This window comes from Winogradskyella marina (assembly GCF_015645385.1).
Taxonomy (GTDB): Bacteria; Bacteroidota; Bacteroidia; order Flavobacteriales; family Flavobacteriaceae; genus Winogradskyella; species Winogradskyella marina.
In genome coordinates, this window is sequence record NZ_JADOET010000003.1 from 45,255 (window position 1) to 68,164 (window position 22,910).

The 22,910-nt window shown below is 33.1% G+C and carries 26 protein-coding genes; 17 read left to right on the forward strand and 9 right to left on the reverse strand.

Annotation, left to right across the window (positions count from 1 at the left end):
• The first annotated feature begins 110 nt into the window (after window positions 1–110).
• Window positions 111–1,826, forward strand: a complete 1,716-nt coding sequence (locus ITJ86_RS05240) for a histidine kinase (protein ID WP_195870569.1) — start codon at window positions 111–113, stop codon at window positions 1,824–1,826.
• 4 nt (window positions 1,827–1,830) lie between these two features.
• Window positions 1,831–2,565 (forward strand): LytR/AlgR family response regulator transcription factor, encoded by a 735-nt coding sequence (locus ITJ86_RS05245; RefSeq protein WP_195870570.1) that lies wholly within the window; start codon window positions 1,831–1,833, stop codon window positions 2,563–2,565.
• Here the strand turns inward: ITJ86_RS05245 and ITJ86_RS05250 are convergent.
• Window positions 2,558–3,520: a YihY/virulence factor BrkB family protein gene (locus ITJ86_RS05250; protein WP_195870571.1), complete on the reverse strand. Its 963-nt coding sequence runs from the start codon at window positions 3,518–3,520 to the stop codon at window positions 2,558–2,560. The genes ITJ86_RS05245 and ITJ86_RS05250 overlap by 8 nt on opposite strands.
• A gap of 47 nt (window positions 3,521–3,567) precedes the next feature.
• A complete protein-coding gene (gene nadC / locus ITJ86_RS05255) occupies window positions 3,568–4,425 on the reverse strand; it encodes a carboxylating nicotinate-nucleotide diphosphorylase (protein ID WP_195870572.1) in 858 nt (285 codons plus the stop codon).
• 198 nt (window positions 4,426–4,623) lie between these two features.
• On the opposite strand from nadC, the gene rlmH reads away from it, so the two are divergent.
• Window positions 4,624–5,097: a 23S rRNA (pseudouridine(1915)-N(3))-methyltransferase RlmH gene (rlmH, locus tag ITJ86_RS05260; RefSeq protein WP_195870573.1), complete on the forward strand. Its 474-nt coding sequence runs from the start codon at window positions 4,624–4,626 to the stop codon at window positions 5,095–5,097.
• Window positions 5,098–5,141: 44 nt separating this feature from the next.
• Here the strand turns inward: rlmH and hpf are convergent, their stop codons facing one another.
• Window positions 5,142–5,441 (reverse strand): ribosome hibernation-promoting factor, HPF/YfiA family, encoded by a 300-nt coding sequence (hpf, locus tag ITJ86_RS05265; protein ID WP_195870574.1) that lies wholly within the window; start codon window positions 5,439–5,441, stop codon window positions 5,142–5,144.
• A gap of 139 nt (window positions 5,442–5,580) precedes the next feature.
• Window positions 5,581–6,540 carry a DUF4421 family protein gene (locus ITJ86_RS05270; RefSeq protein WP_195870575.1) on the reverse strand — a complete coding sequence of 320 codons (960 nt, stop codon included), beginning with the start codon at window positions 6,538–6,540 and terminating at the stop codon, window positions 5,581–5,583.
• A 100-nt stretch (window positions 6,541–6,640) separates the two neighbouring features.
• Between ITJ86_RS05270 and ITJ86_RS05275 the strand changes: the two genes are divergently transcribed.
• The 3 genes from ITJ86_RS05275 (at window position 6,641) to ITJ86_RS05285 (ending at window position 10,430) form a co-directional block, all read left to right on the forward strand.
• Window positions 6,641–7,210, forward strand: a complete 570-nt coding sequence (locus ITJ86_RS05275) for a non-canonical purine NTP diphosphatase (RefSeq protein ID WP_195870576.1) — start codon at window positions 6,641–6,643, stop codon at window positions 7,208–7,210.
• A 322-nt stretch (window positions 7,211–7,532) separates the two neighbouring features.
• Window positions 7,533–9,428, forward strand: coding sequence for a DEAD/DEAH box helicase (locus ITJ86_RS05280; protein ID WP_195870577.1), 1,896 nt, complete (start codon window positions 7,533–7,535; stop codon window positions 9,426–9,428).
• Window positions 9,429–9,629: 201 nt separating this feature from the next.
• Entirely contained in the window at window positions 9,630–10,430 is an 801-nt protein-coding gene (locus ITJ86_RS05285; protein WP_195870578.1) for a carboxypeptidase-like regulatory domain-containing protein, read from the forward strand.
• Between the two features lie 10 nt (window positions 10,431–10,440).
• Here ITJ86_RS05285 and ITJ86_RS05290 read toward each other — a convergent pair whose 3' ends face one another.
• Both ITJ86_RS05290 and ITJ86_RS05295 read right to left on the reverse strand, forming a co-directional pair.
• Window positions 10,441–10,803: a VOC family protein gene (locus ITJ86_RS05290; RefSeq protein WP_195870579.1), complete on the reverse strand. Its 363-nt coding sequence runs from the start codon at window positions 10,801–10,803 to the stop codon at window positions 10,441–10,443.
• Between the two features lie 33 nt (window positions 10,804–10,836).
• Window positions 10,837–11,493, reverse strand: a complete 657-nt coding sequence (locus ITJ86_RS05295) for a TrmH family RNA methyltransferase (protein WP_195870580.1) — start codon at window positions 11,491–11,493, stop codon at window positions 10,837–10,839.
• Window positions 11,494–11,583: 90 nt separating this feature from the next.
• Here ITJ86_RS05295 and ITJ86_RS05300 point away from each other — a divergent pair, with 90 nt between their 5' ends.
• The 8 genes from ITJ86_RS05300 (at window position 11,584) to ITJ86_RS05335 (ending at window position 17,950) form a co-directional block, all read left to right on the forward strand.
• Window positions 11,584–12,264, forward strand: coding sequence for an SIR2 family NAD-dependent protein deacylase (locus tag ITJ86_RS05300; RefSeq protein WP_195870581.1), 681 nt, complete (start codon window positions 11,584–11,586; stop codon window positions 12,262–12,264).
• Window positions 12,265–12,349: 85 nt separating this feature from the next.
• Window positions 12,350–12,952: a TetR/AcrR family transcriptional regulator gene (locus tag ITJ86_RS05305; RefSeq protein WP_195870582.1), complete on the forward strand. Its 603-nt coding sequence runs from the start codon at window positions 12,350–12,352 to the stop codon at window positions 12,950–12,952.
• Between the two features lie 54 nt (window positions 12,953–13,006).
• Window positions 13,007–13,813 (forward strand): haloacid dehalogenase type II, encoded by an 807-nt coding sequence (locus ITJ86_RS05310; RefSeq protein WP_195870583.1) that lies wholly within the window; start codon window positions 13,007–13,009, stop codon window positions 13,811–13,813.
• A 7-nt stretch (window positions 13,814–13,820) separates the two neighbouring features.
• Window positions 13,821–14,555 carry an SDR family oxidoreductase gene (locus ITJ86_RS05315; protein WP_195870584.1) on the forward strand — a complete coding sequence of 245 codons (735 nt, stop codon included), beginning with the start codon at window positions 13,821–13,823 and terminating at the stop codon, window positions 14,553–14,555.
• Between the two features lie 20 nt (window positions 14,556–14,575).
• Window positions 14,576–16,090, forward strand: a complete 1,515-nt coding sequence (locus ITJ86_RS17345; protein WP_230080230.1) for a peroxiredoxin-like family protein — start codon at window positions 14,576–14,578, stop codon at window positions 16,088–16,090.
• Between the two features lie 182 nt (window positions 16,091–16,272).
• Complete coding sequence (locus tag ITJ86_RS05325; protein WP_195870585.1) at window positions 16,273–16,794, forward strand: hypothetical protein; 522 nt, start codon at window positions 16,273–16,275, stop codon at window positions 16,792–16,794.
• A 98-nt stretch (window positions 16,795–16,892) separates the two neighbouring features.
• The gene (locus ITJ86_RS05330; RefSeq protein WP_195870586.1) at window positions 16,893–17,090 is read left to right on the forward strand and encodes a hypothetical protein; all 198 of its coding nucleotides are present in this window, start codon (window positions 16,893–16,895) and stop codon (window positions 17,088–17,090) included.
• Window positions 17,091–17,131: 41 nt separating this feature from the next.
• The gene (locus ITJ86_RS05335; RefSeq protein WP_230080231.1) at window positions 17,132–17,950 is read left to right on the forward strand and encodes an RluA family pseudouridine synthase; all 819 of its coding nucleotides are present in this window, start codon (window positions 17,132–17,134) and stop codon (window positions 17,948–17,950) included.
• 34 nt (window positions 17,951–17,984) lie between these two features.
• On the opposite strand, the gene ITJ86_RS05340 is transcribed toward ITJ86_RS05335, so the two are convergent.
• Window positions 17,985–19,217: a glycosyltransferase gene (locus ITJ86_RS05340; RefSeq protein WP_195870587.1), complete on the reverse strand. Its 1,233-nt coding sequence runs from the start codon at window positions 19,215–19,217 to the stop codon at window positions 17,985–17,987.
• A 128-nt stretch (window positions 19,218–19,345) separates the two neighbouring features.
• On the opposite strand from ITJ86_RS05340, the gene ITJ86_RS05345 reads away from it, so the two are divergent.
• The 3 genes from ITJ86_RS05345 to ITJ86_RS05355 all read left to right on the forward strand — a co-directional run bounded on the left by ITJ86_RS05345 (window position 19,346) and on the right by ITJ86_RS05355 (window position 21,579).
• Window positions 19,346–19,909: an adenylosuccinate lyase gene (locus ITJ86_RS05345; RefSeq protein ID WP_195870588.1), complete on the forward strand. Its 564-nt coding sequence runs from the start codon at window positions 19,346–19,348 to the stop codon at window positions 19,907–19,909.
• A gap of 84 nt (window positions 19,910–19,993) precedes the next feature.
• Window positions 19,994–21,337 carry an adenylosuccinate lyase gene (gene purB / locus ITJ86_RS05350; RefSeq protein ID WP_195870589.1) on the forward strand — a complete coding sequence of 448 codons (1,344 nt, stop codon included), beginning with the start codon at window positions 19,994–19,996 and terminating at the stop codon, window positions 21,335–21,337.
• 5 nt (window positions 21,338–21,342) lie between these two features.
• Entirely contained in the window at window positions 21,343–21,579 is a 237-nt protein-coding gene (locus ITJ86_RS05355) for a hypothetical protein (protein WP_195870590.1), read from the forward strand.
• A 183-nt stretch (window positions 21,580–21,762) separates the two neighbouring features.
• On the opposite strand, the gene ITJ86_RS05360 is transcribed toward ITJ86_RS05355, so the two are convergent.
• Window positions 21,763–22,308: a DUF4252 domain-containing protein gene (locus ITJ86_RS05360; protein ID WP_195870591.1), complete on the reverse strand. Its 546-nt coding sequence runs from the start codon at window positions 22,306–22,308 to the stop codon at window positions 21,763–21,765.
• 15 nt (window positions 22,309–22,323) lie between these two features.
• Window positions 22,324–22,893 (reverse strand): DUF4252 domain-containing protein, encoded by a 570-nt coding sequence (locus tag ITJ86_RS05365; RefSeq protein WP_195870592.1) that lies wholly within the window; start codon window positions 22,891–22,893, stop codon window positions 22,324–22,326.
• Window positions 22,894–22,910 lie beyond the last annotated feature (17 nt).

Below are 22,910 nucleotides of genomic sequence, written 5' to 3' on the forward strand. Positions count from 1 at the left end.
TTAACCATAAATGACTATTTTTAACCGGCTATTAACGACATATCACAATGAAAAGGTCACTAATTATTATCTTTTTTCTTATTTCTACATTTAGTTTCTCGCAAAATAAAATGCTAGATTCTTTAGAAAATGTAATCCTTAACTACAAAAAACAAGACACCACATATATTAATTTAAGAATTAAGTATGTCGCAAGAAAAATGTTCTTAACTCCTGCTGATACCACATGGACGAGTTATGTTAACAAAACACTAGATATTTCTAAACAACTTAAATACCCAAAAGGAATTGGGATTTCGTATAATAACTTGGGCATTATACATCATTACTTTAAGTCTGATCCGCTAGAAGGGTTAAACTACTACCAAAAGAGTTATGCTATTTTTGAAAAGGATGAAAAATTTAAAAAGTATGAAGTTGCTGTACTCACCAACATCGGACTCATTAATTTAGAGCAACAAGAATACGACAAAGCTTTAAAGAGTTTTAAAACGCTATTAAACAATCCTAAATACACGAGTAAATTCGCAGCCGAATTTTATATTGGTAATGTGTATGGAGATCAAAAAAAGTTAGACTCATCAATTTACTATTATAAAAAAGCACTTGTTGGAGCAGAGCAAAACAAAAGTCAACTGTATATGGCAAACATCAAAACCAATCTTGGTTTAATTGAAGCTAGAGCAGGTTTTTTAGAAGAAGGTTTAATAACCACAATTGAAAGTTTAGAACTCATAGAACATCAAAACATTGAAAGCTTACGCGTTTCAGCATACACCAATGCTGCTGAAGTTTATTTATTAAATAAGAATATAGAAAAAGCTGAATACTATGCCACCAACAGCTTAAAATTAAATGAGGCCTTAAATAGCTTATCTACCAAAAACAGTGCTTTGGGCACTTTAGCCAATGTCTATGCACAAAAAGAAGATTATAAAAACGCGCTAGATACGTATAAACAACACATTATATTACGCGATAGTCTTATTAATGCAGATAGAAAAATCGAAATATCTCGGAAAGAAATTCAATATGAAGCTGATAAACACAAAGCGATTTCTGAAGTAGAAATTGAACGCCAAAAGTCGATTAAAAATACCTCTATCATTGGTGGTTCTGGCTTAGTTTTAGCTTCAATTATAGGATTTGTGCTCTACAGAAGAAAACAAGAAGCGGTTTCGAAATCAAAGGAAGCAGAGTTTAATGCAAAAGTATCTGATACTGAATTAAAAGCTTTACGCTCGCAAATGAATCCGCATTTTATCTTTAACTCTCTTAATTCTATTGGTGATTATATTTTAAAAAATGACACGCAATCTGCAAGTGATTACTTGAGTAAATTTGCCAAATTGATGCGTTTAACCTTAGAAAATTCAGAAAAGAAAGAAATACTATTAAGTGAAGATATCGCTCTTCTTAGAACATATATGGACATTGAACGCAAACGCTTTAACAACAAATTTGATTATACTATTGATGTTGCAGCTGATTTAGATGATGACAACATTTTAGTGCCACCAATGATTCTTCAACCGTTTATTGAAAACAGTATTATTCATGGTTTGTCGCATAAAGACGACCTTGGCTTTGTCAAAATTTCTTTTAAAGCTGAAAATAACATGCTCATTTGTAGTGTAGATGACAATGGTGTAGGCAGACAAAACCTCAACGAATCTGAAAACAAAAAGTCAATGGGAATGGCCATTACAAAAAGTAGAATTGAAATTATAAATAAATTAAAAAACACGAATGGTTCTGTAGAAATTATAGATAAAACAGAAGGCACTAGAATAGACGTTTCACTCCCAATACAACTTGCTTTTTAACATTATGATAAACACTGTAATTATAGATGATGAAAAGCATTGTTCAGATCGTATTCTGAGTCATATTGAACAACATCCAAATACTTTTAATGTGCTTGCCGTAATCGACACTGTAGAAAAAGCACTAAAAGTTGTGCCGCAATTACAACCCGATTTGGTGTTTTTAGATATAAAAATTGATGATAAAACAGGGTTCGATTTTCTACAAGAAATTAATCAGGTTAATTTTAAAGTCATATTTACAACAGCATTCGATAATTTCGCTATTAAAGCCTTTAAATTTAGTGCGTTTGACTACTTACTAAAACCCATAGATTCTGATGATTTTAATAATGCTGTGACGCGACTAAAAGCAGATTTGACAACTCATAATATAGAGCACCATCTTCAAAATCTATTTAAAAACCTAAAACCAGACCTGAAAAAAGTGATTACCATTCCATCATTAACAGGCTTTGAAACTGTAAAGGTTGAGGATATTATTCATTTAGAAGCAGACACAAGTTATACACACATCGTCACTAAAGATGGCAAAACCATGGTTTCAAAACCTATAAAATTCTATGAAGATTTATTGGCTGATAATTCATTCTTTAAAACCCACAAATCACATCTCATAAATATAGACCATGTAAAAAAATACTTTAAAGGAAAACAGAGTTATGTCTTAATGACTAATGATGCAAAAGTGCCTATTTCAATTCGACGGAAGGATGAGTTTTTAAAACACTTTAAGTAATTTCCTTTTTAGCCGTTGGATGCTTTCTTAAAAATTGAAGTGATGCATTTAATTCGTAACCTAAGAGTAATATGTTAGAATTTAGCCATAAATACAATAACAGAATCAATAAAGCTCCAATAGAACCGTAAAGCTCATTGTATTGCGAAAAGTTTTCAATATAAATCCCGAACAAAAAGGAGGTCAACATAATCAGTAAAGTTGTAAGCAATGCACCAACTGAAAAGAACTTAGATGCTTTTCCTTCTTTAGTGCCAAAATAGTATAAAGTCGCTGTTGCTAAATAAGCCATTATCACAAAGAATAAATACTTTGCAAAGATAATCCAGCCGACACCTTTATCGCCTTCTGTGATAGCGTGACCACTTAAGCCTTCGTACAAAGGTTTAAGTATATAGATCTGAAAGTATCCAAATACAGCAACCGTTAGCAATAAAAGAAATGCTAGAATTAATGCCACACCAATAGCATACATATATTGTTTAAACACATTGCGATACAGCTGTTTATGATAGGAAGTTTCAAAACCCGAAAAAACAGCATTTACCCCATTTGCCATTAAAAAAATAGATAATAAAAAGATGGAAGAAATAAGACCTCCACTTGTATTGGTACTCATATCTTGAAAAATACTATCTATGAAAAAAGCTGACGTTTGTGGTGGTAAGATGGAATTTAAAAAATCTAAAAAATCACCTCTAAAGCCATCGATAGGAATATGTGGTATAACAATAATTACAAAAAGCAAAAACGGAAAAATAGCTGTAAAAAAACTAAATGCAATGGCACTTGCTCTTGTGGTTAGCGCTCCATTTACAATTCCCATAATATACAGCTCTAGCAAATCGTACACAGATAATCCTTCAAATCCTGGTAACTTTATCTGCTTAAAAAAACGCATAAGTACATTTAAAACCGGAATTTTATCTAATTTATCTTCTATGGGTTTGGACATACTCGGCTTAAAGTTTAAATTCAATATTTAAAGTTACCAATTAGGCATTACACAGCTTTTAAACTTAAATCTTTATTATATACTGAATGTGTTAATGCACCAGACGAAATATAATCGACACCACATTCTGCATATTTTCTGAGCGTATGTTCATTAATACCACCAGAAGACTCCGTTAAACATTGATCGCCTATTAGCTTTACAGCCTTACGTGTATCTTCATAATTAAAGTTATCGATAAGGACGCGATAAACTCCACCACAATCTAATATCTCTCTAATTTCATCTAGATTTCTGGCCTCAACAATAATTTTTAAATCTCTGTTGGTATCTTTCAAATATCGCTTAGTCAGGTTAATAGCTTTGGCAACTCCACCGGCAAAATCAATATGATTATCTTTTAGCATAATCATATCATACAAGGCGAATCTATGATTTTCTCCACCTCCAATTTTCACAGCCCATTTTTCTAAAGCTCTAATGCCTGGCGTTGTTTTACGTGTATCTAAAATTTTAGTTCCTGTACCGTCTAAAATATCTACAAATTCTCTTGTTTTTGTCGCAATAGCACTCATGCGTTGCATAGCGTTAAGCACTAAACGTTCGGCTTTAAGAATGGATTGTGAAGCACCTTCAACAAAAAACACAATGTCGCCATGTTTTACATGTTGTCCATCGTCTATTAAAGTTTCCACTTTCATATCTTTATCGACATACTCAAATACCTGCTTCGCAAATTCAACACCTGCAATAATACCTTTGTCTTTGACCAGTAATTTTGCTTTTCCTTGAGCCGAAGCTGGAATACAAGCTAATGAACTATGGTCACCATCACCAACATCTTCTCTGATAGCATTAGAGATAATTAATTCTATTTCTTTATCGAATTGTGCTTTTGAAATCATCTGAATACATATTTGTTGTAAAAATAGGAATTGATAGATTAAAAATGTCAAAAAGTAAATATCAAATTATAAAGCGACTAACTTTTTGAATGCTTTTAAATCCTTAAATTTGAAAATTATTTAGACAGTTTCTGTCACCTCGAGCGCAGTCGAGAGGTCATTTAACCAGGTCTCGACTGCGCTCGACCAGACACTACAATGCAAATAAAACTCATTGCCATAGGCAAAACCGATAATAAAAACTTAATGGCCTTAATTGCCGATTACTCAAAACGACTTGGTCATTATATTAAGTTTGAATTTGACATTATTCCTGATTTAAAAAAAGTTAAGAACTTATCGGAATCTCAGCAAAAAGAAAAGGAAGGCGAATTGATTTTGGCAAAAACTCAAACGTCTGATGTTTTAATTCTCTTAGACGAAAACGGAAAACAGTTAGATTCTATAGCGTTTTCTAACTATTTACAAAAACACATGAATTCTGGGATTAAAACCTTAATTTTTGTTATTGGTGGTCCTTATGGGTTTTCGGATGCTATTTATAATAGAGCAAATGGCAAGTTAGGCTTGTCAAAAATGACATTTTCGCATCAAATGGTGCGCTTATTCTTTATTGAACAATTGTACAGAGGGTTTACAATTCTTAGAAATGAACCTTATCATCATCGCTAAAAACTATAAACCCTCTGATATTAAACGTCTAAACGTTTATTGCATTAGTGTGTTTTATAAACTTCTTTTCGTTTTTTAAGTTGTCTTGTTAAATCATTAATGGTCTCGTTCATTGCCATTTCGTAATTTTTTTCATTCGATTTTGCAAAAATACGTGGTCCAGGTAAGCTCAGTTCTATATTACAAATTTTACCAGCATCATGATCTTTTTCATCATGCTTAAAATATACTTGAGCTGAAATTAAAAACTCAAATTTATTAGCTAATTTCTCTAACTTTTCCTCTGTTAATTCTGAAAGTGTTTCACTTACGTCAATGTTTACATATTGAAAATTTACCGTCATAATCTATCTTGTTTTAATGAATTATTCTTTTCACTAAGATACAAGATTTAGTCAGTTTCAGAACTGATAATTATCATAATTTATTGATAAAATTTAAAATTATTTCATCAAAAACCATAACGACCTTAACAGGTAGAACTTAGTGTTTTTTGTTAAACTTATAACCAATGGCCAATTTAGCTTTCGTAAGATTTAACAAGTAATTATTACCGAAATCTATATCAGTGCTATTCAACCCATTGCTATATGTAAAACTCACATAAAATGGGTTTAAATTATAGCTTAAGCCTATTAAGAAATCTAATTTGTAAAGCATGGGATTTGCTGGCTCAAAACTTCCATCTTGAAGTGTTATTTTTTTATCTATCAAGCCTATTCCTGGCATAACATTAACGGTTGCTGTTATATTCTCTGGCAGTTTAAAGTAAGATATAATTCCTGCTAAAACACCAAATGACAACCCTTGATATCTCCTAACATCTCCTTGCTCATTAAAAAACGGTCTTGTCGTTTCTGATAATATACTAGGTTTTCCAGAGAAATAATCAAAACTTCCAAAAACACCAGCACCTCCAGTTATAAATATATTTTCATAATTTTTATTGGGTAAACCGGCTTTTAAAAGCGAATATGAAAATTCAATATCATCTAAAGTGTATAAATAATTAATTCCAACACTTACAGATCTAATATCATTTCTAAAAACGGTAGGTTCGTCAAAATCATTTTTAGCATTAAAACCTCTATAAACTTGGGTATAAATTTTTACAAAATTCTTATCTTTTAATACCGTAGAGCCTTGAAGATCAAACCGACTTGTTTTCTCTTTATTAGGGTTTTTAATATTAACAGCGATATCTAGTATTATCTTTTTGTTTGCAAAACCAAGACCTAAACCATACCTGTTATTAGGCACAAACTTGGCTTTAGAATCACCATCTGATACACTAAACTTATTAACTTTAAAATTGGAGAAAATACGCAGCGAATAGTTTTCAATATCTCTATCTACTAATAAGGAGTCTAAATCTTCTAAATCTTGTGCATTTAAATTAAAACTTGCAAAACAAAACACTAAAAGCAAAAAAGATTTTACCATAACATAAAAGTGCGTGTTAAAATTATTTTGTTTTGACAATTGATCCTATATTAGATTCCTATTTTTACAAAAACAAAATTACATTAAATAAGGTCATATTATGCAACTTGTTTTCGCAACTAATAATTTAAATAAACTAAAAGAGGTTCAGTCTATGTTACCTACGCACATTAAACTTTTAAGTTTGAGTGATATTGCCTGTGTTGAAGACATTCCTGAAACCCAACCAACTATTGAAGGGAATGCGATACAAAAAGCAGAATACCTAAAAAAACATTATGGTTACGATTGTTTTGCAGATGATACAGGTTTAGAGGTTGAAGCCTTACATGGAGAACCTGGCGTATTTTCCGCTCGTTATGCTGGTCCTCAGCGTAATGCAGACGACAACAACCATAAACTCTTAACCGAACTTAAGAACAAACCCAACCGAAGTGCACAGTTTAAAACGGTTATTGCATTGCACCTAAACGGAGAGCTGCATACATTTACTGGGATTTGCAAAGGCAGTATTAAAAATAAAGCACATGGTGAAGGTGGTTTTGGTTACGATCCTCTCTTTAAAGCTGAAGGATTCGATAAGACATTTGCAGAAATATCTCTAGAAGAAAAAAATAGAATTGGGCATCGTGGGAAAGCGGTTGCTCAGTTGGTTGATTTTTTGAAATAACTGATTCTAAAAAAAGAAAAATTGGAATTAGTAATATCAAATAGACTTTAATCTAAAATCAATCCTTATTACAATGACCTCACTAATTGTAGGTATTGTTTCACTTCTATTACTTTAAAATACAACAACTAAGCTTAATAAGAATAACAAAATTGATTATCCAAATAATTAACGTACCTTTGCACCTTGCAAAAAATCCAAGGTTGGATTTTATATATTCCTCAGCGTGAGGATGTGTTACCTAGAAGTTTTAGTGTTTAGTATGTCGATTCGCTTCTCTTGTAACACCAACAGAACATAATCGAATACATAAAACTCAAGAATGAGCACATTCCAAGAATTAGGTCTTAATGAAGACCTTCTTAAAGCTATTACGGATTTAGGTTTTGAAAAACCTAGTGAAGTTCAACAAAAAGCAATTCCACTTTTATTAGAAGAAGAAGACAAAGATTTAGTGGCTTTGGCACAAACAGGAACAGGTAAAACTGCAGCCTTCGGGTTTCCTATGTTACAAAAAATTGATGTCGATAGCAGAACCACACAAGGTCTTATCTTATCTCCAACACGCGAATTGTGTTTACAGATCGCCAACGAACTTAAACTTTACGGTAAGTATTGTAAAGGGTTAAATGTTACTGCTATTTATGGTGGTGCAAGTATTTCTGACCAAGCAAGACAAGTAAAACGTGGTTCACAAATAATTGTAGCTACTCCTGGTCGTATGAAAGATATGATTAGCCGTAATATGGTTGATATTTCTAAAATACAATACAGCGTTTTAGACGAAGCCGATGAAATGTTAAATATGGGCTTCTATGAAGACATTACAGATATTTTATCCCACACACCAGATGATAAAAGCACCTGGTTATTCTCTGCAACAATGCCTAGAGAGGTTGCCAACATTGCAAAGAAATTTATGTACGATCCTACCGAAATTACTGTAGGTAACAAAAACGAAAGTACAAGTAACGTTTCTCACGAATATTATTTAGTAAATGCTAGAGATCGTTACCAAGCACTTAAGCGTTTGGCAGATGCAAATCCTGATATATTTTCTGTGATTTTCTGTCGTACAAAAAGAGACACTCAAAAAGTAGCCGAAAACTTAATTGAAGATGGTTATTCTGCAGGAGCATTACATGGAGATTTAAGTCAGAATCAACGTGATTTAGTAATGAAATCTTTCAGAAACCAACAAATACAAATGTTGGTAGCTACAGATGTTGCAGCTCGTGGTATTGATGTCGATGATATTACACACGTTATCAATTACCAACTACCTGATGAACCTGAAGTTTACACTCACAGGTCTGGTAGAACAGGACGTGCTGGTAAAACAGGTATCTCAATGGTTATTGTTTCTAAAAGTGAAGTTAGAAAAATTAAAGGTATAGAACGTATCATTAAAAAACAATTTGAGAAGAAGGAGATTCCATCTTCAGAAAGTATTGTTGAAGTACAATTAATGTCCTTAGCCAATAAAATACACACCACTGAAACTAATGGAGAAATTGATAAGCATCTAGAAAATATCAACACGTTATTTGCAGATACGGAGAAAGACGAATTAATCAAAAAATTCTTTTCTGTAGAATTTAATCGTTTCTTTAATTACTATCAAAAATCGAAAGATTTAAATGTTGTTGAGTCTCGCGGAAGCGATAGAGATGGTGGACGCGGTTACAACAAACAATCTAACGATTCTCGTTACTTTATTAACGTCGGGAAAAAAGATGGTTACGACTGGATGAAATTGAAAGATTTCTTAAAAGAACAATTAGAATTAGGACGTGACGACGTTTTTAAAGTCGATGTAAAAGATAGCTTTTCATTCTTTAATACCGAAAAAGGTTTACAAGAAAAAGTATTGGCATTCTTCACTGATTTTAAACATGATGGTCGTTTTGTAAATGTTGAAGTAAGTGCTGACAAAGGCAGAAGTCGTGGTGGAAGAAGTGGCGGAAGAGGTCGTGGAGGCAACGACAGACGCTCTGGTGGCCGAAGAAGAGATGATAAGCCAAGAGGAGATAGACGCTCTAGCGGAAGACGTTCTGAAGGTGGAGGTTCTGGAAACCGAAGTGATAGACGTAGCAGACGCTCAGACGATAATAGAAGCGACAGAGGAGATAGAAAATTTAACGACTCTAAAGGCGACAGACGTTCTTCAGAATCTAATAGTTCGGGTTCAGATAGACCAAGACGCTCTAGACGATAATATTAAATTTTTCTAAACGTTTTAACGTTTAATACCAATAACAAATTCCAAAACTTGAAGTAATACTTTAGGTTTTGGTTTTTTTTTGAACTATTCTAAACATAGCCTTTACCTATTATAAAAGTTAATATTACGTCAAATCTAAGTGTGTAATATGTTAAATCCGTTTTCTTTATTACCTTTACCACGTAACACACCTGCATGCGACATCTACTTATTTTAATTTTATGCTTAACGACGGTTTATGGCTATAGTCAAGATACTACTGCCACCAAGACACCTTCAAAAGTAAAAGGAACTTTAGTTAGCTCCACAACAAGTTTACCTTTAGCAGAAGCAAACATTGTAAATATCAATGAAGTTGTTGGAACCGCAACAAACGATGATGGAGAGTTTGAAATAAGAGCTAAAGTTAACGACACTTTACATTTATCGTATTTAGGATATAAGTCTATTAAAGTTAGAGTTACCAATGACTGGGTGAAATTTGGTAATACTGAAATTGCAATGACCGAATTAGCCTTAGCCTTAGAGGAAGTTACCGTAAAACAACTAGAATTAACAGGTTATTTAGAAGTCGATATGAATCAGGTTCCTATTACCTCTAATAATCGTTATCGTATTTCTGGCTTACCTGGTCAAGGTTATGAAGCTGGAAAACCTAACTTGGCGTCACGTGTACTTGGTGCTATTTTTAATCCTGCAGATTTTTTATACAATATGTTTGGCCGTAAGCCTAACGAAATGCGTAAGCTAAAGAAAATGAAGGAGGATGATGAAATTAGAAGTCATTTATCTAAGCGTTTTGATAGAGAAATGTTATTGGTGTTATTACAAGTCACAAGATACGACTTAGACGAAATTGTAAACCAGTGTAATTATTCAAAAGACTTCATTAACACAGCTAATGACCTTCAAATTTTAGATGCCATAAGTATTTGCTACGAAGAATATAAAGTCATCAAAAACAGTAAAGAAAGAAAGAATAACAAAAAGGAATAAATCGTATTCACTAAGCATCAGAATGTAAGGCAATTTTATTTCCTTCTGTATCTATAAACATTCCCATAAAACCATTTTCTTCCGAAATTTTTGTTTTTTCTAAGCCTATTTTTCCACCTGCAGCTTCTACTCTATCGAGTTCTATTTGTACATCTTTAGATATAAAGTAGATTAATACTCCGTCTTTACTTGGCACATATGAGTTTTGTTTAATGAGTGTTCCGGTTGACCCATAAGCTCCGTTATTGTTAGGAAACCAACCCATTATTAAACCATCAAATTCTACATTTTTTATAGCAACCTTAAAAACTGTTTCGTAGAACTTTTTTGCACGTTCCATATCGTTAACCGGAATCTCAAACCAACCTACCATAATTTATATTTTAGTGAGTTAAATTTACAAAAATTATGACTTCAAATTATAACGTTCTACAATGGCATCATAATCTTTTAGTGTTTTTTTAATCCAATCAATACGTTTTTCTATAATCTCTTCATCTGTTAGTTGCCAGTTAATATCTGACTTTCGTAATTGCGCTGTGACATGTTGAAGAATAATAGCCGCAGACACCGAAATATTCAAGCTTTCTGTAAAGCCAACCATCGGAATTTTAAGGAAACAATCGGCTTCATCTAATACTTGTTGCGATAGCCCTTCAGATTCTCTTCCAAAGAAAAAACACGATTTTTTAGAAATGTCAAAATCAATCAACTCACAATCATCTCTGTGTGGTGTTGTTGCGACAATTTGATAGCCTTTATCCTTAATATCAGAAATACAATTTTCTATGGAGTGATATCGATTAAGATCTACCCATTTTTGCGCTCCCATTGCAATTTCTCTATCTATACTTTTAGAATTCACCTCTTCTACAATACTTAATTCTTGTATTCCGAATACATCACAAGAGCGCATTACAGCACTTGTATTATGTAATTGATATACATCTTCTGTTGCAACCGTAAAATGCTTGGTTCGGTTTGGTAATATCGTTTTAAAGCGCTCTATACGACCTGGAGTTACAAAGCCTTCTAAGTATTCTAAAAGTTTTAAATCTTGCATAGGTCAAAAATACTAAAAATGGAACTGACCATACCCTGAAAATTATAGGTACTTTACACGCATTAATCTAATTTTGGTTATTTTTAATTTATGAAAAAACATATTGTTGTACTAACAGGAGCTGGCATAAGTGCCGAAAGTGGCATAAAAACATTTAGAGATGCAGATGGACTTTGGGAAGGACACGACGTTATGGAAGTCGCTTCACCCGAAGGTTTTGCACGTAATCCGGAATTGGTTTTAAACTTTTATAATGAAAGACGAAAACAATTGAAGGATGTTGAACCCAACCAAGCACATAAAGATTTAGCAGCACTTGAAAACGATTATAACGTCACTATAATTACTCAAAATGTTGATGATTTACATGAACGTGCAGGAAGTACAGCTGTCGTTCATTTACATGGCGAATTACGAAAAATAAGAAGTGTAGGAAATGAAAATGATATTAAAGACTTTACCGAAGATCTGTCCATAGGAGATTTGTGCGCAGAGGGCCATCAATTACGACCTCATATTGTTTGGTTTGGCGAAGCAGTTCCCATGATTGAAGAAGCTATAGAAGTATGCCAAAAAGCGGATATTTTAGTCATTATTGGTACGAGTATGCAAGTCTATCCTGCGGCCGGACTAATGGATTATGCCCCAGAAGCAACACCTATTTATTATATAGACCCAAAACCAGCCTACATGAATAACAACCGAGTACATCTCATTGAAAAATCTGCTACACAGGGCACCAAAACCTTATTAGAATTACTTAAAGCCTGATCGTTTACCAAGTATAATTTATGTTAAATTTTTTACAAACCCACCTTAAAACATACTAACTAGTATTTTTTATATATCTTTGAATATGGAACAAAAACAAAAGTCAGAATTTACCAAACAATTGATTCTTAACGAGTCGTTTAAATTATTCTATAAAAACGGATTTAAAACCACGAGTGTAGATAAAATAATGAAGACGACCAACCTTACCAAAGGAGCGTTTTACCATCATTACAAAAGCAAAAAAGAACTTGGATTAGAGGTGATCAGTTCCAAAATACAACAACGTGTTTACCAAGGAATGATCACGCCATTATACCAAGATGGCAATGCACTAGCCATATTAAAAGTTACGTTTTCAGAACGTTTAAAGTCTTTCTCTCAGTACGATAAGCAACATGGTTGCCCTATGAATAATTTCATTAATGAAATTGCCGATGAAGAAGAAGCATACCAATTGGCCTTAAAACGCATTGTAGAAGAATGGAAAGCGGCTTTAGTCTATTTACTTGAGCGTGGCAAAAAAGAACATGTCATCAATAAAACAATTTCTAGCAATGCTGTTGCGGTGTATTTAATTAGTTCTTTTGAAGGCATTCGAGGGATTAGAAAATTGTATAATGACGACAGCGTCCTCGATGATTATATTTTAGGACTTTCCCTATACCTCAACCAACTGAAACCTTAATATTTTTTTAATCTAAAAACATACCTGTTAGTATGTTTAAAAACAACCTTATACATGAGTACTAACCACAGAAGAAATTTTATTAAAAAGACAGCAATGTTAGGTGTCGCTGGAGCAACCTTACCACAGTTTGGATTTGCAGCACCTACTAAACCAGAAGAAAAAAAAGAAACTATGACTACAACAAGACCAAAAGTATTATTTTTTGACGTTAACGAAACCTTACTAGACCTTACTGCTATGAAAGATAGCGTAGGTAAAGTTTTAGGTGATAGAAGTGATTTATTACCATTATGGTTTACAACCATGCTACAATATTCCTTAGTTACTACAGTAGGTAGACAATATAATGATTTTGGCATCATTGGTTCAGCAGCTTTACAAATGGTAGCAGCCAATCACGGCATTACAATTACTGAAGAAGACGCAAGAGCATCTATTTTAGGTCCAATACGTTCCTTACCTGCCCATCCTGAAGTAAAGCAAGCCTTAACCGATTTAAGAGCTGCAGGCTATAAATTAGTATCCTTTACTAATTCCTCTAACAAAGGTGTAGAAACACAATTTAAAAACGCAGGATTATTAGATTATTTTGATGAACGCCTAAGCATTGAAGACATAGGAAAATTTAAACCCGATACAGATGCTTACGATTGGGCTGCAAGAAAAATGGGCGTAAAACCCAATGAATGTTTGCTTGTTGCTGCACACGGCTGGGATATTGCTGGTGCTATTTGGGCAGGATGGCGCGGTGCTTTTGTTGGAAGACCAGGCGCGCAACTGTATCCTTTAGCACCAACTCCAGAAATTAATGAACCTAATTTAAAATTAATTGCCCAACGTTTAGTAGCTTTAAAATAATAGTATCATGTCACTAAAAAACAAAGTTATTATTGTAACAGGTGCCTCAAGAGGTATAGGTAAAGAAATTGCCATTCAATTAGCTAAAAATGGCGCTAAAGTTATTGTTAACCATTCCAATAGTGAAGATGACGCCAAGAATACGGTAAAGGTTATTACGGAAGCTGGAGGAATAGCAAGGGCCATAAAAGCAGATGTAAGTCAAAAAGTAGAGGTTACAGCATTATTCGATAAAACTATTGAGGTCTACGGAAAAGTAGATGTCTTAGTTAATAATGCTGGCGTTATGATTTCAAAACCTCTAAAAGATAACAGCGCAGAAGATTTTTCTAAACAATTTGATGTTAACGTTAAAGGGATCTTTAATACCTTGCAAGAAGCGTTTCACAAATTGGCAGATAACGGGAATATTATAAATATTTCTTCAAGCACGGTAAAATTAATGTTTCCTACCTATGCTTTATACTCGGCATCGAAAGCAGCAGTAGAGCAAATGACACGTGTATTTTCAAAAGAAATTGGACGAGGAATCTCAGTAAATGCCCTTGCTCCTGGCGCTACAGAAACCGAATTATTTATGCATGGAAAATCACCAGAATTTATTGAAAAACTAAGCAGTATGAATGCCTTTAACAGATTGGCTCAACCAATAGATATCGCCAAGGTCGTATTATTTTTAGCAAGTGACGATTCTAAATGGATTTCTGGTCAAATTATTGGTGCCAATGGCGCTTTAGTATAAAACCACGTAAAACTAAATATATGAAAATCAAAATCTTAACACTTATAACCTGTATTACATTAGCATCTTGTAACAATGGCAAAACGTCGGATGCAGCAGCTAAAACGGGTACATCAGACTCAGAAAAAAAATCAGAAACAATAACTTTTAAAAACAAAGGACACGAATTAGTGTATGAACTCACTAAAAAAACTGGAGACTACCAAACACTTTTAAACAAAAAAGACGTGGTTTATACCTATACCTATCAAACTCCAGATGGTAAAAAAGACGTCAGTACAGAGAAGTATATATTTAATGGAGAATTATCCTATGGCGCATATAAGCAACACGAAAGAACACTTCCTAACTTAGAAGGTTTAATAGAACAAGGTTACGATGGTGACGAATATTGGCTAAAACATAAGGGCAACCTAATCACCGATGATGAGGCTGCTTTAAAACGTGTCGCATTTAACCGCCCTACCAATTTTTACTGGTTTGCCATGTTGCCAAAATTATTGGATCCTGGGGTGACTTACGATTACTTAGGCGAAAAAAACATTGAAGACACAGCTTACGACATTGTAAAAATAGCCTTCACTTCAGAAAACAATAAACCAACGGACATTTACCAGGTCTATATTAACAAAGACAGTGGTTTGGTCGATCAATTTTTGTTTACTGTTGCTGATTTTGGCGTTATGGAAACCCCAAATCTAATGCAATTAGAATACGAAGATATCGATGGTATGTTAATTCCGACAAAACGTCAATATAAAAAATCTAATTGGGACGCTGAAGTCACGGATGCTCCATGGATATATGTTACATGGACTAATATTTCATTTAATAATAACTTGAAAAAAGAAGAGTTTAAAAAAGAAAATACAATGACAAATCATACAGTCACGTCCTTAAAATCAAAATTAGACGAGAAGAAAGCTAATTTTGAAAAAAATGCAGACGAAACTAAAAAAAGAATCTACAACGAAGGTTTTGAAGATGTAAAGAATAGCGATATCCTAAGTCAAGCAAAGCAAGTTGGTGACAAAGCGCCAAATTTTGTTTTAAAAAATGCCATAGGGAAAACCGTTGCTTTAGAAGCCTACTTAAAAGAAGGCCCTGTAGTGTTAACTTGGTATAGAGGTGGTTGGTGTCCGTATTGTAATTTAACCTTACAACAATTACAACAAGAATTACCAAACTTTAAAGCGAACAATGCCAATTTATTAGCCTTAACTCCAGAATTACCTGACCAATCGATCAGTACAACTGAAAAAAACGATTTAGAATTTGAAGTTTTAAGTGACATCGGTAACAAAGTCGCCAAAGATTATGGTATTGTATTTACATTAACAGATGCGGTTGCCAGTATTTACAATAAATCATTTGACATGAATAGCCACAATGGAGATTCCTCTAACGCACTTCCTTTAGCGGCAACCTATATCATAAATGAAGAAGGAAAAATTGCATATGCATTTTTGGACACGGACTATCGAAATAGAGCTGAACCCTCTGAAATAACAGCATTTTTGAAGAATAATTTATAATATAATTAGTCTTAAAAGTGCTATTAGATTAATAGTTCTGTTCATATTCCTAAAAAAGTCAATAGTTACTAATGGCTTTTTTTCAGTTTATAACCAAAGGGTTTGCAAGAACTATGATTTTAAATTAACTTAGACGTATACAGTTACACGAATAAACACTAATATTACGGTAATTTAAAAACATGAACCCCTACTATAGAGCTTCAAGTCATTCTAATCTTGATACCGTATTAGCGATATTAATGTGTTTAGCAATTGGAGGTAGTATAGTATACGCTACTGACATCATTTGGATACAATTAATTTCTATTTTAATAACTATCGGAATTGTTGTTGTAATTATTTCCTATCAAAGAAAGCGAACTTTTACTATTAAATTCTTAGAGAACGAAATTATAATCGAATACAAATTTTTAAAGAAAAGGATACAAGTCCCTTATGCAGATTTATTAGTAATTGAATTCTTATCCATACATAAATCAAGTGATAAAAATAGAATACAATTCAATACTAAAAATCAATTACAATCTTTGAGTTTTCTAGCGATTGCACACTCAGACCACTATATTGAATTTATAAAATGGTTAAAAACTAAAAATGAAAAATTAGAACTAAAAGTATTTCCATCAGACCATATATTAAATCACAAAATTCAAGAAATTTATGGTTTTAAATACCGAAAGATGCTTAAGAAAACACTTTAAATAAAATAGATATTTTTAAATTCACCAATAAATTAAGAAAAGTAAACAAGATATTAGTCTTGTATCTAATTATGCCATCCAAACTAACTCATAAAACTATGAAATCACTAACAAAAAGAAAAACAATAGCCCTTTTATGCTCGGGAATATTTATTATTTCTATAGCTCAACTTGTAGCACATTTTTCGCTAATTAACGATTTTGTCAAAGGAGCTGCTTTGGGAGTTGGAATTGGAGTATTAGTAATCGCTTTAATTTCGGGCAATTTTAAGACACAAACAAAATCATCAAACTAACAGAAAACCATAAGGTCTCTAAGCGTACAACTCCTATTCGATTGCAGGAATATGGTGTCGGGATTTTTGATAGCTTCCCAACCAAATCTGCTTTAAAAAAAGCATTAAAAAAAGGCTATATTACAGTCAATGGTAACGCTGCTACTTCCGCTACATTTATTAATGGTGGTGAGCTTATCAGCTTATCCGTTCCCGAACATGTGAATCCTAAGAAACGTTTAATTTTTAAACTCAAGGTTTTATTTGAAGATGATTATTTAGCCGTAATTCACAAACCTGCAGGAATTTTAGTCAGTGGCAACCACTTTAAAACCATTACTAATGCTTTAATTCAAAATCTAAAACCAAGTCCTCTAGATGATGCCACCCAACCACAACCTGTGCATCGTTTAGATTTTCCTACCACTGGCATTTTATTAATAGGAAAAACCAAGCGTAGTATTCGCGCTTTAAATAAATTATTTGAAGACAGAGCGATAAAAAAAACCTATTATGCTGTTACCATTGGTAGCATGAAAGCCGAAGGTCGTGTTATAACAGAAGTAGATGGAAAAGCCAGCGAATCTATTTACAAAGTACACCAAACTGTTGCATCAACTCGATTTGGATATCTTAATTTAGTGGAATTAGAACCTTCGACAGGACGACGACATCAACTACGAAAACATTTAGCTAGCATTGGAAACCCAATTCTCGGTGACAAAGATTACGGCATTGCATCGCTTATTTTAAATGGGAAAGGCTTATACCTACACGCCTATAGTTTAAACTTTGTGCATCCTTTTACAAAAGAAGAATTGTATTTAAAAGATGACTTCCCTGTAAACTTTAAAAAGATTTTTAATATTTTAGAACCTTGAAATTAAACACTAAATAGTTTCAACAAACTAAGGCTTATTTGTTTTTAGCCTCAATCCATTTACTCATATACTTAGTACTCTGCATAGATTGATGCCTAAATAATTGCCCAATAAAATTATTTTGGCGATGCGTTTCTAGATGATCAGAGAGCCAGTTAACATGTGTCGCAAAGTTACCTTCAAAATTAGCCTTATTAAAACGTTGGTCTAACACCTTAAATCCATTGTTCTTTTTTACTGACCAAAGATCCAAATTGGTATAAAGCGCTACAGCTTTGTCAGCAAAGGCTTCAGGATTATCTCCTATTAAACCGTTGCTTTCCAATTCACCAAACATGCCTTCCGCTGCAATAGTAGACATGACACATGGTGTTCCATTTTGCATCGCATCGATTAATTTGCCTTTAAGTCCTGCGCCAAATCTTAAGGATGCTAAGCAAACTCTTGCTTGTTCCATCACAACATTTACATCTTCTGCAAAACCTTTAATGAAAAAGCCTTCTTTTGGTTTATTGAGTTGTGTTACTTTTTGCGATTCATAAGCACCGTAAATATGCAATTCCGCTTTCGGTAAGCGTTGTCGTATTAATGGCCAAATCGTCTGTTTTAGATATAAAACGGCATCATAATTTGGAGCGTGAAGAAAGTTGCCAATAGTTATAAAATGTTGCCGGGCTTCAAACGTTGGCACCTGATTTTTTTCGTCTTCAGAAATAGGCTCTAATAAAAATGGTAAGTAATACAGTAAACTTTTATCAATTTTAAATTGATTGGTTAATATTTCTATCTCAGCTTCAGAAATCATCAAACTCAAATCACAGCGATAGATACTTGCAATTTCACGTTTGGTGGTATCGTTTTGAAGGTGCGATTTAGTAACTGACTCATTTTGTTTTAAAGCCACTTCCCTAGCCTTTCGTAAGCCATGAAAATCTTCTGTATCTAATATTCTAAAAGCATTTGGGCATTGTTCTGAAACTCGCCAACCGTATTGTTCTTCGGTCATAAACCTATCGAATAAAACCACATTGGGATTTAGTACCTTTACAAAATCATCAAAACCAGAATCATTTAAAAGAATGGGCTTCGTTACAACATTTATACTATTTAAATCAAAGGTATTATCAGACGTTTTAGCCGCAGAAGAAAAAACCACATCATAACCTTGGTTTTGAAATTGAGCAATTAACTGAAGGATACGACGGCCTGCTGCAGAACTTTTTGGCTCTGGCCAAACAAAACCGATAACAAGTAATTTTTTTTTCATGTAACAATTACAAAATTCCAACTAAAAAATCCCAAACACCAATTGGTCTGCTTAGAATTTAATTTTTATAATCTTAATTATTGATTAATTTTATTCCGAAGAATCGGGACTAAATTAAACATTTTCTAGTGACCAAAGCAGAACTCTATAAGGAATTAAATTACGTCAATCATTCGCGAGACAAACGATTGAAATACGCCAAACTCATCATTGACAATCCAGAATTAATCACGCCACTTTTAGAAATTTTATTTGATGTGGATGATAAAATTTCGTGCAGAGCCGCTTGGGTATTAGAGTTTATGTGTGGCGAAAATCTCGATGCTATAATTCCACATCTAGATATGTTTACTAACAATATTTCAAAAGTTCATTTAGATCCTGCAGTTAGACCTATAGCTAAGATTTGTGAGTATTTAACTAAAGCTCATTATTCTAAAACAGACAATGCTCTTAAAACCGCACTATCCGAAATTCATAAAGAAAAAATTGTAGAGGCTTGCTTCGACTGGATGATTAACGACGAAAAAATTGCACCAAAAGCCTATAGCATGAATAGTTTATACCTCTTAGGCACTGAATACGATTGGATTCATCCTGAACTCAGTATTATTTTAGAACGCGATTATGAGATGCAAAGTTCAGGATTTAAGGCAAGAGCTAAGCATATTTTAAAGAAGATAAAAAAATGATAAAATACTAAAAAACTATCATCTCAAAACCTATAACTCTTAACTAACTTCCTTATATTTGAAGCTTCAAAAAAACCAATATAAATGGCACTTTCACCTCTTAATGCAATTTCACCAATCGATGGTAGATACCGATCTAAAGTTGATGCTTTAGGCAACTATTTTTCTGAAGAAGCACTGATTAAATATCGTGTTTTAGTAGAGATTGAATACTTTATTGCACTTTGTGAAATACCATTACCTCAGCTAGAATCTGTTTCTAGTTCTGTTTTTGAAGATTTAAGAGCTATTTATAAAAATTTCACAGCTGTTGATGCTTCGGCAATTAAAGAGATTGAAAAAGTTACCAATCACGATGTTAAAGCCGTTGAGTATTTTATAAAGGACAAATTTGATGCGTTAGGTTTATCTGCTTACAAGGAGTTTATTCATTTTGGCTTAACCTCTCAGGATATTAACAACACAGCAATTCCGTTGAGTATTAAGGATGCTATGAATGATGTGTATGTTCCTGAATATACTGCCTTATTAGAAAAAATAGAAGGGCTAGCAAAAGATTGGGCAGATATCCCAATGTTAGCAAGAACTCACGGACAGCCAGCCTCTCCAACGCGTTTAGGAAAAGAAATAGACGTTTTTGCAGTACGATTAAAAGAGCAATTCAATTTATTAAACGATGTGCCAAGTGCTGCTAAATTTGGTGGTGCAACAGGGAATTTTAACGCGCATAAAGTCGCTTACCCTCAAATTGATTGGAAAGCATTTGGAACACAATTTGTCCAGGAAAAGTTAGGCCTACACCATTCATTTCCAACAACGCAGATAGAACATTACGATCATGCGGCGGCATTATTTGATGGTTTAAAACGCATTAATACCATAATTATAGATTTAGATAGAGATATTTGGACTTATGTTTCAATGGACTATTTTAAACAAAAAATAAAAGCTGGTGAAGTTGGAAGTTCTGCCATGCCACACAAAGTAAATCCTATCGATTTTGAAAATAGTGAAGGAAACTTAGGTATAGCAAACGCTATTTTTGAACATCTTTCTGCCAAATTACCAATTTCTAGATTGCAACGCGATTTAACAGATAGTACGGTTTTAAGAAATGTTGGTGTGCCATTTGGACATACGCTTATTGGTTTTAAATCTACTATTAAAGGCTTAGGTAAACTATTATTAAACGAACCTAAATTTGCTAAAGACTTAGAACATAATTGGGCTGTTGTAGCTGAAGCGATTCAGACGATTCTGAGACGTGAAAGTTATCCAAACCCTTACGAGGCTTTAAAAGGTTTAACGAGAACTAACGAAGCGATTACACAAAGCTCTATTTCAAATTTTATTGATACCTTAGAGGTTTCAGATGCTATTAAAACAGAATTAAAAGCAATTACACCAAGTAATTATACAGGTATTTAACCTTTATGAAATTAGCAAACCTTATACCAAAAACAACAGATGCTATCGTTTTATGCTGTGTCACCCTTTTGACACTTTGTTTCTTTATTGCTGGCTTGTTTGATGTGTTAGATTACCTTATTGTAAAAGGTATTTTGATTCTAAGTTTTGGGGTTTTATTCGGTTTAGCAGTTATGTTTGCGATTAAAAATAAGGCAAAAGAAAATCGCCTTGAAGATAATCCTCAAGACGGTTCACATTAACATTTAAATAAAGATACCAAATACACCTTAACATAGCCGATTAAATTAGCTTCTATTTCCTTTATATTTCAACATAAAATATGATCGTTACTATAACTATGCTTAAATTTTCTGATTTATCTAAAGAAAATATATTTCAAATTTATTATCAACTATCTTAAAGTGTACTTGGTAGTTGTCAGTTTATTTAAAAAAGTCGGTTAAATCTTTAAGTTGATTTTCATCAAAATCGGCCTTTTCTAATATAGACGTTAAGGATACTAACTTATTAGCATTCATATCGTCACCTAATACTCTAGCAATCATAAAGCCTTTGTCTTTAGCATGACCAAAGATGATGAGTTCATCAATATTTTCTATATCTCCTAAAGATTTCACTACAAACTTTCCGTCCACAGAATTGCCACCACGCATTAAATCCTCATATTTAGGGTCTTTCAGAATGGTGTTTATTTTTTCTAATTCTATTTTGTATGCTTCAGCATCTGTATCTTCTTTCTTAAAAGTCAATACATTCAACTTATCGACAGACTCATAGGCTTCTTTCTGTTCATCAGTTAATTCAACATCTTCAACATTTATAAAACTTGTTGGTACATCAAACGTTGAAAAGCCTGGTTTTAACTCGTTATCTACATAATAGGTTTGTAATGTAGGCCCTTGATTACAACTTGTAAAAGCTGTAACCAAAAGCAACATTACTATTGATTTTTTGATTGATTGTATCATGTGTATTAATTTATATTACTTATCACCTACTTTATTCAATTGCTCACCTCCTGGAATATCCAACTTACTGGTTATTTTAGAGATTTGTCTTAAATCTATATCACCTGTTAAAGACAGAACTACAGTTTCAAAAACACGCTTCTTTCCGTTAATTTCTATATCTGTACCTTCTGTGAGTGCTTTTAGGCCAGTCATATACATCAATAATTCTTTTACATGGTTTTCGTCTTTACCTTCTTTTACGTAAAACTTAATGTTTTGCTCACCATCCTTAAAACGCATTAACTCTTCTAGTTTAGTAGAACTTAAATACGATTCTACTGTGTTTTTCATATCAGAAGACACTTTATCATCACCTGTTGTAAATACTTTAAGTCCTGTAATTTTCTTAACCATTTCTAATAATTTCTGATCTTCAGGATCATCCATATCCATATCAATACTGGCTAACATTCTAATCATTTTCTGATTGATTACAAAAGATGTAACTTCATCGTTATCTTCATATTTATCGAAAATACCTTGAGCAAATGTTAATACTGGTGCCAATAAAAAGGCTGTTATAATTACTATTTTTTTACTCATGGTTATGCTATTATTTT

What these genes read in the sequence shown, in the direction of transcription:
- ITJ86_RS05240 (WP_195870569.1), top strand. Translation starts at nt 111, where the DNA reads ATGCTAGATTCTTTAGAAAATGTAATCCTTAACTACAAAAAACAAGAC.
- ITJ86_RS05245 (WP_195870570.1), top strand. Translation starts at nt 1,831, where the DNA reads ATGATAAACACTGTAATTATAGATGATGAAAAGCATTGTTCAGATCGT.
- ITJ86_RS05250 (WP_195870571.1), bottom strand. Translation starts at nt 3,520, where the DNA reads ATGTCCAAACCCATAGAAGATAAATTAGATAAAATTCCGGTTTTAAAT.
- nadC (WP_195870572.1), bottom strand. Translation starts at nt 4,425, where the DNA reads ATGATTTCAAAAGCACAATTCGATAAAGAAATAGAATTAATTATCTCT.
- rlmH (WP_195870573.1), top strand. Translation starts at nt 4,624, where the DNA reads ATGCAAATAAAACTCATTGCCATAGGCAAAACCGATAATAAAAACTTA.
- hpf (WP_195870574.1), bottom strand. Translation starts at nt 5,441, where the DNA reads ATGACGGTAAATTTTCAATATGTAAACATTGACGTAAGTGAAACACTT.
- ITJ86_RS05270 (WP_195870575.1), bottom strand. Translation starts at nt 6,540, where the DNA reads ATGGTAAAATCTTTTTTGCTTTTAGTGTTTTGTTTTGCAAGTTTTAAT.
- ITJ86_RS05275 (WP_195870576.1), top strand. Translation starts at nt 6,641, where the DNA reads ATGCAACTTGTTTTCGCAACTAATAATTTAAATAAACTAAAAGAGGTT.
- ITJ86_RS05280 (WP_195870577.1), top strand. Translation starts at nt 7,533, where the DNA reads ATGAGCACATTCCAAGAATTAGGTCTTAATGAAGACCTTCTTAAAGCT.
- ITJ86_RS05285 (WP_195870578.1), top strand. Translation starts at nt 9,630, where the DNA reads ATGCGACATCTACTTATTTTAATTTTATGCTTAACGACGGTTTATGGC.
- ITJ86_RS05290 (WP_195870579.1), bottom strand. Translation starts at nt 10,803, where the DNA reads ATGGTAGGTTGGTTTGAGATTCCGGTTAACGATATGGAACGTGCAAAA.
- ITJ86_RS05295 (WP_195870580.1), bottom strand. Translation starts at nt 11,493, where the DNA reads ATGCAAGATTTAAAACTTTTAGAATACTTAGAAGGCTTTGTAACTCCA.
- ITJ86_RS05300 (WP_195870581.1), top strand. Translation starts at nt 11,584, where the DNA reads ATGAAAAAACATATTGTTGTACTAACAGGAGCTGGCATAAGTGCCGAA.
- ITJ86_RS05305 (WP_195870582.1), top strand. Translation starts at nt 12,350, where the DNA reads ATGGAACAAAAACAAAAGTCAGAATTTACCAAACAATTGATTCTTAAC.
- ITJ86_RS05310 (WP_195870583.1), top strand. Translation starts at nt 13,007, where the DNA reads ATGAGTACTAACCACAGAAGAAATTTTATTAAAAAGACAGCAATGTTA.
- ITJ86_RS05315 (WP_195870584.1), top strand. Translation starts at nt 13,821, where the DNA reads ATGTCACTAAAAAACAAAGTTATTATTGTAACAGGTGCCTCAAGAGGT.
- ITJ86_RS17345 (WP_230080230.1), top strand. Translation starts at nt 14,576, where the DNA reads ATGAAAATCAAAATCTTAACACTTATAACCTGTATTACATTAGCATCT.
- ITJ86_RS05325 (WP_195870585.1), top strand. Translation starts at nt 16,273, where the DNA reads ATGAACCCCTACTATAGAGCTTCAAGTCATTCTAATCTTGATACCGTA.
- ITJ86_RS05330 (WP_195870586.1), top strand. Translation starts at nt 16,893, where the DNA reads ATGAAATCACTAACAAAAAGAAAAACAATAGCCCTTTTATGCTCGGGA.
- ITJ86_RS05340 (WP_195870587.1), bottom strand. Translation starts at nt 19,217, where the DNA reads ATGAAAAAAAAATTACTTGTTATCGGTTTTGTTTGGCCAGAGCCAAAA.
- purB (WP_195870589.1), top strand. Translation starts at nt 19,994, where the DNA reads ATGGCACTTTCACCTCTTAATGCAATTTCACCAATCGATGGTAGATAC.
- ITJ86_RS05355 (WP_195870590.1), top strand. Translation starts at nt 21,343, where the DNA reads ATGAAATTAGCAAACCTTATACCAAAAACAACAGATGCTATCGTTTTA.
- ITJ86_RS05360 (WP_195870591.1), bottom strand. Translation starts at nt 22,308, where the DNA reads ATGATACAATCAATCAAAAAATCAATAGTAATGTTGCTTTTGGTTACA.
- ITJ86_RS05365 (WP_195870592.1), bottom strand. Translation starts at nt 22,893, where the DNA reads ATGAGTAAAAAAATAGTAATTATAACAGCCTTTTTATTGGCACCAGTA.